Annotated in this window: 13 protein-coding genes and 1 pseudogene; 4 read left to right on the forward strand and 10 right to left on the reverse strand. The window is 65.0% G+C overall.

Translation table 11 applies throughout. The features are described 5' to 3' along the window. Positions 1 to 44: 44 nt before the first annotated feature. The 4 genes from W911_RS11860 to W911_RS11875 all read right to left on the reverse strand — a co-directional run bounded on the left by W911_RS11860 (position 45) and on the right by W911_RS11875 (position 3,538). Positions 45 to 509 carry a thiol-disulfide oxidoreductase DCC family protein gene (locus W911_RS11860; RefSeq protein WP_023787786.1) on the reverse strand — a complete coding sequence of 155 codons (465 nt, stop codon included), beginning with the start codon at positions 507 to 509 and terminating at the stop codon, positions 45 to 47. 19 nt (positions 510 to 528) lie between these two features. Beyond that, positions 529 to 2,151: an ABC-F family ATP-binding cassette domain-containing protein gene (locus tag W911_RS11865; protein ID WP_023787787.1), complete on the reverse strand. Its 1,623-nt coding sequence runs from the start codon at positions 2,149 to 2,151 to the stop codon at positions 529 to 531. A gap of 67 nt (positions 2,152 to 2,218) precedes the next feature. Next, positions 2,219 to 3,040 (reverse strand): c-type cytochrome, encoded by an 822-nt coding sequence (locus tag W911_RS11870; RefSeq protein ID WP_023787788.1) that lies wholly within the window; start codon positions 3,038 to 3,040, stop codon positions 2,219 to 2,221. 132 nt (positions 3,041 to 3,172) lie between these two features. Beyond that, entirely contained in the window at positions 3,173 to 3,538 is a 366-nt protein-coding gene (locus W911_RS11875) for an EF-hand domain-containing protein (protein WP_023787789.1), read from the reverse strand. Between the two features lie 361 nt (positions 3,539 to 3,899). On the opposite strand from W911_RS11875, the gene W911_RS17445 reads away from it, so the two are divergent. Next, positions 3,900 to 4,307 carry a hypothetical protein gene (locus tag W911_RS17445; protein ID WP_023787790.1) on the forward strand — a complete coding sequence of 136 codons (408 nt, stop codon included), beginning with the start codon at positions 3,900 to 3,902 and terminating at the stop codon, positions 4,305 to 4,307. Positions 4,308 to 4,314: 7 nt separating this feature from the next. On the opposite strand, the gene thrS is transcribed toward W911_RS17445, so the two are convergent. From thrS to W911_RS11900, 4 genes and pseudogenes are all read right to left on the reverse strand, one after another. After that, positions 4,315 to 6,303 (reverse strand): threonine--tRNA ligase, encoded by a 1,989-nt coding sequence (gene thrS / locus W911_RS11885; protein WP_023787791.1) that lies wholly within the window; start codon positions 6,301 to 6,303, stop codon positions 4,315 to 4,317. Positions 6,304 to 6,399: 96 nt separating this feature from the next. Next, a complete protein-coding gene (locus W911_RS11890) occupies positions 6,400 to 7,767 on the reverse strand; it encodes a tetratricopeptide repeat protein (protein WP_023787792.1) in 1,368 nt (455 codons plus the stop codon). A 123-nt stretch (positions 7,768 to 7,890) separates the two neighbouring features. Then, positions 7,891 to 8,196, reverse strand: coding sequence for a membrane protein insertion efficiency factor YidD (yidD, locus tag W911_RS11895; RefSeq protein ID WP_023787793.1), 306 nt, complete (start codon positions 8,194 to 8,196; stop codon positions 7,891 to 7,893). Between the two features lie 29 nt (positions 8,197 to 8,225). Further along, a pseudogene (locus W911_RS11900) lies at positions 8,226 to 8,695 on the reverse strand (iron-sulfur cluster assembly scaffold protein). Between the two features lie 116 nt (positions 8,696 to 8,811). On the opposite strand from W911_RS11900, the gene hisI reads away from it, so the two are divergent. Continuing rightward, the gene (gene hisI / locus W911_RS11905; protein ID WP_023787794.1) at positions 8,812 to 9,237 is read left to right on the forward strand and encodes a phosphoribosyl-AMP cyclohydrolase; all 426 of its coding nucleotides are present in this window, start codon (positions 8,812 to 8,814) and stop codon (positions 9,235 to 9,237) included. Between the two features lie 154 nt (positions 9,238 to 9,391). Then, on the forward strand, positions 9,392 to 10,360 hold the full coding sequence (locus W911_RS11910) for a patatin-like phospholipase family protein (RefSeq protein WP_023787795.1): 969 nt from the start codon (positions 9,392 to 9,394) through the stop codon (positions 10,358 to 10,360). Positions 10,361 to 10,475: 115 nt separating this feature from the next. Here W911_RS11910 and W911_RS11915 read toward each other — a convergent pair whose 3' ends face one another. Further along, on the reverse strand, positions 10,476 to 10,907 hold the full coding sequence (locus W911_RS11915; RefSeq protein ID WP_023787796.1) for a CBS domain-containing protein: 432 nt from the start codon (positions 10,905 to 10,907) through the stop codon (positions 10,476 to 10,478). A 184-nt stretch (positions 10,908 to 11,091) separates the two neighbouring features. Then, on the reverse strand, positions 11,092 to 11,832 hold the full coding sequence (locus tag W911_RS11920) for a rhomboid family intramembrane serine protease (RefSeq protein WP_023787797.1): 741 nt from the start codon (positions 11,830 to 11,832) through the stop codon (positions 11,092 to 11,094). Positions 11,833 to 12,080: 248 nt separating this feature from the next. On the opposite strand from W911_RS11920, the gene W911_RS11925 reads away from it, so the two are divergent. Beyond that, the gene (locus W911_RS11925) at positions 12,081 to 12,764 is read left to right on the forward strand and encodes a PAS domain-containing protein (RefSeq protein ID WP_023787798.1); all 684 of its coding nucleotides are present in this window, start codon (positions 12,081 to 12,083) and stop codon (positions 12,762 to 12,764) included. Positions 12,765 to 12,890: the final 126 nt, after the last annotated feature.

A 12,890-nucleotide genomic window follows, 5' to 3' on the forward strand; every position in this document is an offset into this window, starting at 1 on the left:
CAGAGCCCGGGCTTTGTCGTCTTCGTGGTGCGAAGGCGCGTCCCTCAGGCGCGCAGCACGCGGTTCGACTGGTGCGCATCCGGGCGGAAGCACACGTCGTGGCGTCCGAACCAGCGGATGCGATTGCGTTGCACGAGGTTGTAGAGCGCATCTCCGATGACGCTGGGTACGATGCGGCCGATTTGCCCAAGCCAGCGCCACGGCGCGGGCATGGTGCGCGCAGCCGCCAGCGCACCGGCCCAGCGCAGATGGGGCACGCCGTCGACGAGCACCATGAAGGTGTCGAAACGCTCGGCGTCGAGGCCGTAGTGGCGGTAAAGCGCCTGCGGGATCGGCTCTTGAACGGCGGCGAAGCGGCTCGTGCCGTTGGGATCCCGCTTCAGCATCCACTGGACGCCGCGCGCGCACAGAACGCAGTGCCCGTCGAAGACGATGAGGGGTGCCGCATCGTCGAACGATGGGACGGACGGATCGGCGCGATAGCTGTAGCGCTCGAAACTTCCGCGCACGCCCGTCTCCCTTCCCGCGTCAGCTCCTGAGGCCGGGGGCTTCCTGGCCGGTGCGTTCCACGTATTCCGTATAGCCACCGCCGTACTGGTGCACGCCCTCCGGCGTCAGTTCCAGGACGCGGTTCGAAAGGGCTGCCAGGAAATGCCGGTCGTGCGAGACGAACAGCATCGCCCCCTCGTATTCGGCAAGCGCCTTGATCAGCATTTCCTTGGTCATAAGATCGAGATGGTTCGTCGGCTCGTCCAGTACAAGGAAGTTCGGCGGATCGAACAGCATTTGCGCCATCACGAGGCGCGCCTTCTCGCCGCCGGAGAGCACGCGGCATTTCTTTTCGACATCGTCGCCGGAGAACCCGAAGCAACCGGCGAGCGTGCGGAGCGAGCCCTGGCCTGCCTGCGGAAATGCGTGCTCCAGAGATTCGAAGACCGTGAGATCGCCGTCGAGAAGATCCATGGCGTGCTGGGCGAAATAGCCCATCTTCACGCTGGGACCGATGGACACCGTTCCTCGATCCGGCTCGGAGGCGCCCGCGATCAGTTTCAGCAACGTGGACTTGCCCGCGCCGTTGATGCCCATCACGCACCAGCGCTCGCGGCGGCGCACCTGGAAGTCGAAGCCGTCGTAGATGCTGCGGCTGCCGTAACTCTTGTGCACACCTTTGAGCGTCGCCACGTCCTCGCCAGAGCGAGGGGCGGACGGAAATTCGAACAGAACCGATTGGCGGCGCTTCGGTGGCTCGACACGCTCGATCTTCTCCAGCGTCTTGACGCGGCTCTGCACCTGCGCTGCGTGAGAGGCCCGCGCCTTGAAGCGCTCGATGAAGCGCAGCTCCTTCGCCAGCATCGCCTGCTGACGGTCGAACTGGGCCTGCTGCTGCTTTTCCTTCTGGGCGCGCTGGCCTTCGTAGAATTCGTAATCCCCGGAATATGTCGTGAGCACGCCGCCGTCGATCTCGACGATCTTGGTAACGATGCGGTTCATGAACTCGCGGTCGTGCGAGGTCATCATCAGCGCGCCCTCGTAGCCCTTCAGGAATTCCTCAAGCCAGATGAGACTTTCGATGTCCAGGTGGTTGCTCGGCTCGTCGAGCAGCATCACGTCGGGGCGCATGAGAAGAATGCGGGCGAGCGCGACGCGCATCTTCCAGCCGCCCGAGAGATTGCCGACGTCGCCGTCCATCATCTCCTGCGTGAAGGAGAGCCCGTCGAGCACCTCGCGCGCGCGGCCTTCGAGCGCGTAGCCGCCGAGTTCCTCGAAGCGGCTCTGCACTTCGCCGTAGCGCTCGATGAGCGCCTCCATCTCGTCGGCGCGGCCGGGGTCGGCGAGGGCTGCTTCCAACCCGGCCAGTTCGGCCGCGATTTCGCTGACGGGGCCCGCGCCATCCATCACTTCGGCGACGGCGCTTTTGCCTTCCATCTCGCCCACATCCTGGCTGAAGTAGCCGATGGTGGTGTTGCGGTCGACGGAGACCTGGCCCTCGTCCGCCTGGTCCTGCCCGGTGATGAGGCGGAACAGCGTCGTCTTGCCCGCGCCGTTGGGCCCGACGAGGCCCACCTTCTCGCCACGGAGCAACGCGGCCGACGCCTCGACGAAGAGGATCTGGTGGCCATTGTGCTTGGAGATGTTGTCGAGATGTATCATGGGGGGCTTTTACGAGGGGGCGGCGCGCCACCGCAAGAGGCCAAGGGGCGCACCCGATCCGCCGCGCTCAATGGTGCGCCTTGTGCGCCAAGAAGGCCACGAGCGCATCGAGCTCGGCAGCGGGTATCTGTTCGGCGCCAAAGCCCGGCATCTGCTGCCCGGGCCACGTGCGCACCGATTTCGGATCGCGGACGAGCGCCCTCAGTCCTGCGGGCGTCATATACTCCATCACCTTCATCGGCCGGCCGAGATCTGGGCCCACGTCGCCCTCGCCCGCTCCGTTGAGGCGATGGCAGGGCAGGCAATTGCGGATGAAGCTGGCTTGCCCCAGGCGCTCTGCGGCCGTAGCGGGCAGCGCGGGATCGACCGCCAGTTGCGGCCAGCGCCGTGCGGGATCCGCAACGCCGGCGATGGCGACGAGCGCGTAGGGCCATTGCTCGCTCCCGATGTTCGAGCGCTCGGGGTGTTGCCACACGAGGTAGAACGACCCGCCACTCCTGTCCTTGCCCGGCAGGGGCGGCCATGGTGCGGCGGGATCTTCGACCGCAACCCACGCGATGGACCCGCCTCCGGCCGCACGCCTCACGTCTTCGGCCGGGATCTGGGCGACGAAGCCATCGCTCGCGCGGGGTTCGAGCGTCGCCACGCCTTCGAGCGTTGCTGCGCCAATCAGCTCCAGCAGCGGTACGGCGCGGTAGGTCATCTCGCGGCGATAGGAGAGATCGTTCGGGACGGTGAGCGACGCCGCGTCGGGCCGTGCGAGCAGGGCGCCGGCCGTGAAGCGGCGCACGCTGTCGCCGAAGGTCAGCGTCAGCGTGCGTTCGGAGGCTGCGGCGGGTGCCGCCAGCATCCACGCCAACACCATGACGAGCAACCGTTCGATCCGCAATGCTGGCTCCCTGGTCTCGCGAATGCGCGTGTCACGCGGGACGATATCGCAATTCGGTCTGGGATGCTGTCGGATGTGTGGCTTCAAAAGAGAAGCGACCGTTGCGTCGTACGATCAGCGGCCGCTTCGGCGTTACTTGTTCTCGGGAGCTTCGGGCGTCTGCCCGCCTTCGCTCTCGCCGGGCTTGCTGGCATGCTGCTGGACCATGCCCTTCTTGCAGCCTTCGTCGAACTCGTCTTTCGTGACGCGGCCGTCGCTGTTCGCGTCGACCATGTCGAAGTTCGCGACGACGGGCGCGGCCTGTTCGGCCGTCAGATGGTCGGCGTCGTTCGTTGCGTTGTTCCAGGCTTCGTCGCATTGCGCCGCATCGAGGATCGCACCAGGCCGTCCGGACGGATCGCCGCCCTCGGGCTTTTCTGGAACCGGCGCACCGGCACCGGCGAGCGCTTGCGCGGACGTGAGGGCTGCGATTGCAAGGGAAGCGAGCAGCGTTTTCATTCGGGCGTTCCTTTTTTCTCGTTGTGCTGACGCTAGAGCCTGTTCATTTCAATTGAACTCAACGCAGTCCCTCCCCCTTGTGGGGGAGGTTAGGAGGGGGGATTCCAAACCGTTCGCTGTCGGGGTTCCCCCCACCCCTGCCCCCTCCCCACAAGGGGGAGGGGAAAAAACGCGAGCCCATCGGACTTGAACGTGCTCTAGCTGGAAGGCCTCGGACGGGCCCTTCGTTCCGCGCAATCACGCGTATCGGAGAGATCGGGAATTATTCGCGCGCGACGAGGGAAAATCGCATCTTTGGGGTGCCCTCGTAAGCTTCGTGCACGCCTCTCTCCGTAGCCTGACCTCGAAACAGGAGGCGATCATGCGCATCAGCGAGACAACTTTCCCTTCGCTCGCGCCGCCCGACGCGAGCGCAAGGGGCACGTCCGCCGATGCGCGGGATTTCGGCGCGAGGCTCCTCGACCCGGCCGAGACACGTGAAAAGTCGACAGGCAGCCTCTGGCCGGATGGTCAGAAAGATCCGATCCGGTCGGCCAACGAAGCTCTCGCGCAGGAGTTTCTCGATTGGGCGCAGAAAACGCCCGCAGAAAAAATTCGCGAGCGCATCCTGAAAGCCAGGGGCCTGGACGAAGAGGGCCTTCGAGAGCTTCCCAAGGCCGAGCGTGACGCAATCGAGGACGAGATCCGCGCGGCGGTGAAACAGGCCTTCGGCGTTCAGGACGACAGCGGCGCGGACGCCGAGATGCCCAAGACCGCAGCGGCGGTGTAGGTTCGTCTCACGTGCCTACGCTGGCTTCGCCCGCCACTCCGTTGCTGCGCAAATCAGGCGCGGTCGCTTCGTCCTTTAAGGACGCCAGCGCCTCATCCAGCGTCATCACCGTCTGGGCTTGGGAGCCGAGGCGGCGGATGGAGACTTTGCGTTCTTCGGCTTCGCGCTTGCCGACGACGACGATCACCGGGACCTTCGCGAGGCTGTGCTCGCGGACCTTGTAGTTGATCTTTTCGTTGCGGAGATCGCTGTCCACGCGCAGGCCTGCCGCGCGCAACTCAGCCACCACGTCGAGCGCGTACTCGTTCGCATCCGACACGATGGGCGCGACGACGGCCTGCAAGGGCGCAAGCCACAGCGGGAAGTGGCCCGCAAAGTTCTCGATCAGGATGCCCGTGAAGCGTTCGAGCGAGCCGAACATCGCGCGGTGAATCATCACCGGCGTTTTCTTCTCCGAGTTCTCGTCGATGTAGAACGCGCCGAGGCGGCCCGCGAGGTTGAAGTCCACCTGCGTGGTGCCGCACTGCCATTCGCGGCCGATGGCGTCGCGCAGCACGTATTCGAGCTTCGGTCCGTAGAACGCGCCCTCGCCCGGCTGCAGCGCCGTTTTCACGCGACCGTTCGAGGCGCGTTTCACTTCCTCCAGCACGTCGGAAAGTGCGGCTTCCGCCTTGTCCCACAACTCGTCGGAGCCGACGCGCTTTTCAGGCCGCGTCGAGAGCTTGATGAAGATGTCCTCGAAGCCGAAGTCCTTATAGATCGCGAGCATGAGGTCGTTGATCTTGAGGCACTCGTCCTTGATCTGATCCTCGGTGCAGAAGATGTGCGCGTCGTCCTGCGTGAAGTGGCGCACGCGCAAAAGCCCGTGCAGCGCGCCCGACGGCTCGTAGCGGTGAACTTTACCGAACTCGGCGATCTTGAGCGGCAGGTCGCGATAGCTCTTGAGGCCGTGCTTGAAGATCTGCACGTGGCCGGGGCAGTTCATCGGCTTGCAGCAGAACACGCGCTCGTCGGGGAGCGTGGTCGTAAACATGTTCTCGCCGTAGTTTTCCCAGTGGCCGCTGAGCTCCCAGAAGTGCTTCTCCATCATGTCGGGAGAGTTCACTTCCGTGTAGCCCGCACGCTGTTGGGCGCGACGCATGTAGCCGATCAGCGTCTGGAACAGCGTCCAGCCCTTCGGGTGCCAGAAGACGGAGCCCGGCGCTTCCTCCTGGAAGTGGAACAGGTCCATCTCGCGGCCGAGGCGGCGGTGGTCGCGCTTCTCGGCTTCCTCGATCTGGTGGAGGTAGGCCTTGAGCTCATCCTCGGTGGCCCAGGCGGTGCCGTAAATGCGCTGAAGCTGCGGCTTCGTGCTGTCTCCGCGCCAATAGGCGCCCGCAAACTTCATCAGCTTGAAGGCTTTGCCGATTGCGCCCGTGGACGTCATGTGCGGTCCACGGCAGAGGTCGAGCCATTCGCCCTGTTTGTAGATCTTGAGGTCCTCGCCCTCGGGAATCGCGTCCACAAGTTCGATCTTGAACAGCTCGCCCTTGTCGCGGAAGAAGCGCTTGGCGTCGTCGCGCGACCAGAATTCCTTCGTGAACGGCGCGTTCTTGGCGATGATCTCGCCCATCTTCTTTTCGATCTTCGGGATGTCGTCGGGTTCGAACGGCTCGGCCTTGGCGAAGTCGTAGAAGAAGCCGTTGTCGATGACGGGGCCGATGGTGACCTGCGTGCCGGGCCATAGGGCCTGCACGGCCTCGGCCATGACGTGGGCCGCGTCGTGGCGGATCAGCTCCAGCGCTTCCGGGTCGGTGCGCGCGACGAACTTGATCTCGGCGTCTTGCTTGATGGGGTCGGCGAGGTCGGAGAGCACCCCGTTGAGGGTCATCGCAACCGTGCGCTTGGCGAGGGAAGGCGAAATCGACTTTGCGATCTCAAGACCTGACGTTCCTGCGGCGACCTGGCGGCTCTTGCCGTCTGGGAACGTGATCGTAATTTCGGATGCTTCCGACATAGGTTCGGCTCCTCTCACTCGCGGCTTACCGATCCGCGTAAGATTATGGAGCCGCTTCCTTCCTCGGAAACGGGCGCCGAGTCAAGCGGGCTGCCTTCAGTGGGCTCCGAGCTTGGCCAGACCCGCTTTGCTGTCCGCATAGGCCGGATCGATGGCGAGCGCCGCGCGAAAATCGCGGATCGCGGCCTCGCGGTCGCCGAGGGCTGCATGGATGTGAGCGCGCGTGTCCCATGCGTAGGCCTGCTTCGCGAGGAGCCGCACGGCGGCATCCGCATCGGGCAGCGCGTCGCGTGCGCGCCCCATGCGATAGTAGGTCCAGGCGCGATTGTTGAGAGCCTCGCCGTTGCGCGCGTCGCGCCGGATGGCCTCGGAGTAGTCCGCAATCGCGGCGTCGAAGTTCTGCTTCTTGTAAAGCACGGTGCCGCGAAGCGCGTAAGCGGCCGGCGTCGGCGCAATCGAAAGCGCGGTCGTGATGCTCGACAGCGCGCGGTCGAAGTCGCCGCGATCGCGCAGCGCCTTGCCTTGGCGCAGGTGGAACTCCGCAAGCTCGGCGTCCTGCGCCAGTCCGCTGTCGATGAGAAGCTGGCAGCCTTCGATGGCCTTCGACGGTTCGCCGCCTTCGCAATCACGCCAGGCATTCGGCAGCATCTTCCTGGCCGATAACACGGCCGAGGGGTTGGGTGCGTGCGCGGGCTTGAAGACGAGCGTCCCGCTCGGACGTGCGTCTGCGGGCGGCGTGGATGCAGCGGTGACATCGGCGCTCGACGGCCCGGGGAGAGGCAGGCCCGCTTCAGCAGGCCCATCGGCAGACGGCTCAGGTGCAGGCTCCGAACGCGGGAGGACGAGCCACGCCAACGCGCCGATCAGGAGCGCTGCCGCAACGGACGCGGCATGTTTCGGCGCGACACTCCATTGCGGAAGCGCCCGTTTCCGACGGGCTGGCTCAGCACTCCCGACAGCGACGCGATAGGTCGCGGGCGCCAAGCCGTCGAGCGCGGCGCCATCGGGCGTGACCGGCTGAAACGCGAGATGCAGCTTGCCCGCCACGGCCTCGCGCAACGATTGGGACACGCAGAGGCCGCCGGGGGCTGCGAGGTCGGCGAGGGCGCGGACGGCAGCGTGCGTTTCCGGCGGCACCTCGCCCTCGCCTGCCGGGACCTCGGCAATGGCGATGCCGATCCGTACGTCCATTCGCTCGGTGAGAGACAGCGCCTTGTTGCGCGCCCGCAGGGTCTCCTGCATGTCGACGGCAGCGCGCATCACCGCGACTGCGCTTTGGAAGGCTGCGATCAGCGCGCCTTCATCGCTCGCCGTCAGCATCTCGCCGCCGCCGTGGGCGACGACATCGCGAACGACGGCGCGGTAGGAGTCGAGGCGCACCGGAGCGCCGGGGTCGTCCGCGCTACCGGACGAACGCGCGGCGGCGATGTCGGCCATCAGGACGGCTCTGATCTTGCGCTTCAACGGTTCGTCCTCGAAGGGCGTCCGGGCTCAGAAGCCGCGACGTGCCGGCCTCTCAAGCCTCTTCACTCTCGGGCACCCTAACATGGCGAACGCCCGATGCCGTCGCCTCCGACGAGGATACCGCTAAGAGATCTCGGAGGGCGGGACACTCCGCTTGCGGCTCCAGCGGCCGTAGCGCCAGGGGGCAAACGTGTGCTGCTCACCCTGAATGTCGGGGACGGGATCGTAGCCGGAGCTGCCCCAAGGATGACACCGAGAAAGGCGGGATGCCGTGAGCCACAGGCCGCGCCATGCGCCGTTCTTCTCGATGGAGCCGATGGCGTATTCCGAACAGGTGGGCAGATGCCGGCATTCAAGCCCCATCAGCGGCTTTAGTGTCCAGCGATACGCGTGAATAGGGGCTTGGAGCAGCCGCTTGGTCCAACTCATGTCAGCACGCCCTCGCCTCGTCCGCGTTCTCAGGCCTCGACACCCGGCCTTGGCGTGGCCGCTCCGCGTTTCGCCTCGACCTCGTCGAGCGCCCGCTCCACCGCCTCGAATACGAGCAGCGTGGAAGCGTGGCGGTGGGGATAGTCCTTGACGGGCTCCAGCAGGCCGAGATCGGCCCAGCGCCCCTCCGGCCGGGGCCGCCCTCCTTCAGCATGCGCCGCATGGCGTCGGCCACGGCGCGGAACTCCGCTTCGCTCGTGCCCACGATTTCACGCCCGACAATGGCCGCGGAGGCCTGACCCAGGAGACATGCCTTCACCGATTGACCGAAGTCCGCGATGCGGTTGCTGTCGAGTTTGATCTCCACCTCGACGGTCGAACCGCAGAGCTTGGAGTGGGCGCGCGCCGCGGCATCGGGACGATCGAGGGGCACGGCGCGCGGCATGGCCGCCGCCAGCTCGAAAATCCTCTGGTTGTAGATGTCGTCGAGATCCGCCATGGGTTTCCCGTCAGATGCCTTTTTCGTGCCGCACGACCGGAGGCATAGGGCTCCCGGCCGTCCTGGTCTATATATATGCCGTCTGAGCCAGCCGTTCGAGTTGCATCGGAATACTCATGATCGACACATCCCCTTCACCCCCTGCGCGCAACGCCGCAAAGGCCGAAGTCGAGCAGGGCGCGCGCTTTCTGCCGAAGCTCGACAGCGATGGCCTGATCGGCGCAGTCGTCACCGATTACGACACAGGTACGGTGCTGATGTTCGCTTGGATGAACGAGACGGCGCTGAAACTGACGTTCGAGACCGGAATCGTGCATTTCTGGAGCCGCTCGCGGGCACGGCTTTGGAAGAAGGGCGAAGAGAGCGGCAATACTCTGCACCTGCGCGAGGCCCGCGTCGATTGCGATCAGGACATGCTTTGGATTCGCGCCGATGTCGCGGGCGCGGGCGTGGCGTGCCACACGGGCGCGCATTCCTGCTTCTATCGGACGATTTCGACGGATGCCGACGGCACGCTCGTTCTTACGCGCGACGAGATTTAACCCAGTCTCGCCCTCGGTAGGGGGCCTTTAATCCGCATCTGATAGGCTCCACCTATGATGGAGGGAGTGTTCGTCGCCTTCCGCGGCGGGTCCCAAGGGAGACATCATCGCCGGCCTCGCCCTCTGGGGGAAGGGCTGGAGGAATGGAGGCCCCATGCCTGCCACCAACGGTGCCGGCAACGTCAAGATCGGTCTTGCGCTCGGCGGAGGAGCGGCCCGAGGCTGGGCGCATATTGGCGTCCTGCGCGCGCTGAAGAAGGCCGGAATTCAACCTGACATCATCGCAGGCACATCCATCGGCGCCGTCGTCGGCGCCTGCGATGTCGCCGGACATCTCGACGAACTCGAAGCCTTTGCGCGGGAGCTCACCCGGCGCCGTGTGCTCGGCTATCTCGATTTCAACCTTTCCGGCACGGGCCTCATCACAGGCCATCGCCTTGGAGAGCGCCTTTACAAGCACCTCGGCGATATGCGCATCGAGGACCTGCCGCGCAGCTTCACCGCGGTTGCGACCGAGATCGGCACCGGGCACGAAGTGTGGCTGTCGCGCGGGAGCGTGGTCGATGCGGTGCGGGCTTCCTATGCGCTACCCGGCGTGTTCCGCCCCGTGAAGGTGGACGGCCGCTGGCTGTTCGACGGTGCGCTCGTCAACCCGATCCCGGTCTCCGTCTGCCGCGCTCATGGCGCGCGGTATGTGATCGCCGTCAATCTCAACATCGACATCTCGAACCGCGGCACCATTTCGAACATCAACCCCATGCCGCAGTCGGACGGCGAAATGGAAGCCGTTCCGCCGGTCACCGGCAATAACGGCATCGCGGTTCGGCGCCTGCTTCAGCGGCAGATTCTGGGACGCGGCGACGACACGCCGGGCATCACGACGGTGATGGTGGATGCGTTCAACATCGTGCAGGACCGCATTGCGCGCTCGCGGCTGGCGGGCGATCCGCCGGACGCCATGATCAGCCCGCGGCTTCACGGAATCGGTCTGTTCGATTTCTATAAGGCGGAGGAACTGATCGCGCGCGGCGAAGCGGCGGCCCAGCGCACGATCGAGGATCTCGCACGCGAACTCGAAACGCGCCGCGCGCTCGAAAGCGGAGCGGCGATGCCTGCGCATTGACGTTTCAATCGGGTGACGCTCCCTGTGGCGGGCGGCGTTTTTAATTCGGAAATGAAAAACGGCGCGTTGGCAAACGCGCCGTTTTCTATTCCTTTGCATAGCGAGAGTGGCGTCGTCAGCCGGTCGCGAGATAATTGCGCATGGCGGAGACTTCCATCTCGACCTCGGCCACGTGGTGGTGCACCACGTCGCCGATCGAAATGATGCCGACGAGCGCGTCGTCCTCGATCACCGGCAAATGACGGAACCGGCCTTTCGTCATCATCTCCATCAGCTCGTCGAGCTCGCTCGTTTCGCCGCATGCGATGACGTTGCGCGTCATAACGTCGGACACCACCATACTCAGCGCCGCCGCACCGTGCTCCGACACCGCACGAATGATGTCGCGCTCGGAAATGATACCGGTAACGTGGCCGTTGTCGCCCACCACAACCACGGCGCCGATCTTCTTCGGGCCGAGCTTCTTGGCGACATCCAGCAATGTGGCGTTCGGCCTTGCTGTCGTGACCGCGCGTCCTTTCGCCTTCAGTATCGATGCAACGTTCATGACGTTTCCTCCCGCTCGCTGTCGATCAATGCGCGCCGTGCCGTCGACGGACGTTCTCCTCCCGTCCTCACTCACGCGTACTGACTGCCACGAGCGTTTTTTTCCTCGTGTCTTCTTTGGCCGAGCCACAATCGTGCCTCGACAAACTCAAGAGTGAGGCAAACTTCCGAAACGCGCAAGAGTTTCAATCCGTGTCGAGTTGCGGATCATCTGCGAAGCGGGAAACATCGTCGAAAAGACCATAAGTAAAGATCCCTATCGCATAGCCACCGAGATGCGCCTCCCAAGCAATGCCCGCTGAATTTTGTGCAGCGCCAAAACCGATGATCGTCAGAACATTTATAAGCACCAGAACTGCACTGGTGACGATCACCCGACGGTCGGTCAAAGTCTCCCCGAGCGGCATCAGCGGAATCGAACGCGGCGCTTCGCGCAAACGCCGGAAGCCCCCGTTATTCATGGCCGGAAACAGAATACGGAGCGTTCCGCCTAGGAGGCCGGAGATCGCGCCGGACGCCCCGATCATGGGCGTCATCTGGCCCTCGTTGGCGATGTAGAACGCCAACGCCCCGCCGAGCCCCGAGAGGATGAAGAACGCGAGGAAACGGACCGCCCCCGTGCGCGCCGCTATTGCGCCGCCGAAGGCGAGAAGCCAGGCGGAATTGAGCGCGAGATGAATCCAGTCGCCGTGTACGAGCATGTGGGTAAAGGGCGAGGTGAGCTTGGCCAACTCGCCTCCCGGAAGCACCTCGCCGAGCGGACCGTAGCGGCCGGGGATGAAGGCTGAGGCCAGCACGAACCACAAATCGCCTTCGGACGTCAGCACGGTGCGGCCCAGGTGGACCAGCACCAGGACAGCCAACACGCCGACGACACAATTCGGGACATTAAATACGGGCTCTTGAGACGTATCCGTCGGGGTCACGCAGGTCTCCTCAGTTCATGGGGCCTCGGACCCCTGTCATTGGGGGTCTTCGCTCTACGAGCCGGCTTTCGGCCGGCCTGTCGCCGTCCGTTCCGGCTCTCCCTCGTGCATATGGCACGGAAGCTGCTTTTGTCGACGGCATGGGCCGTTTTCGGGACGCTTTCGTTCTCCCGGCAGGCCGCATTTCGAGAGCATCCGCTCTTGTAAGGCACGGGCCGCAGTCTTCTGCGGCGCCGGAGGAGTATTGCGTGCAAGCGGTCGCTCAGTTTCAACATCGTGCCACACAGGCCCTTTACGCCTATTGGAACGACGTCCGGGCCGGCCGGCGGGCGCCGAGGCGGCTCGAAATCCAGCCAGCCCAGCTTGGAGGCCTTCTGCTCGATACCTTCATTCTGGAGCGCACGGACCGCTCGACCTACCTGTTCCGCCTGGCTGGCACCCGGGTTTCCAACTGGCTCGGCGCGGATCTCAGAACCCGCAACTTTCTCTCCTGTTGGGGCGAAGCGGACCGGGCCATGCTGGAACGCCACCTGGCCGCAATTTCCGAACTGGGACGCGTCGGCGTGTTCACCGGCGAGGGCTATCTTTCCGACACCGCGGCCCCGGCCGGATCTCGCGCCGCAGCGTCTTTCGAGCTGATCGTGTTGCCGCTCATGCACACGGGGCACGCGATCGACCGCTTGCTCTGTCTTCTCGTTCCCCTCGACGACAGGGCCGCCGACGCGCATAGCCCGCGCCGAGGGCTCAAGCTTCTTGCGGCCGAAGAGATCTGGCCGGAGGGCGTGTCGCGGGAGCCCTTTATGGATCCGCCGCCCGCTCTCAATCCGAATGTCCGCATGGCCCGGATCGTTCGCCAGGGGCGACGGCAGTTCCGCGTGTATCAGGGCGGACGCGTGGGCGAGGCGCCGCAGGCCGACGCCGAGCGGCCGTAGCACGGCAACCTTTTTTGGGGGCCGATCCCACCCGCCACCGGGCACCTCCGGCCGCGATCCTTCCTAACATCGCCGACATCGACCTCGCACCGGGCCGCAGCGCGCACCGGGCATGCCTGCGTGCGA

The organism is Hyphomicrobium nitrativorans NL23, from assembly GCF_000503895.1.
GTDB lineage: Bacteria > Pseudomonadota > Alphaproteobacteria > Rhizobiales > Hyphomicrobiaceae > Hyphomicrobium_C > Hyphomicrobium_C nitrativorans.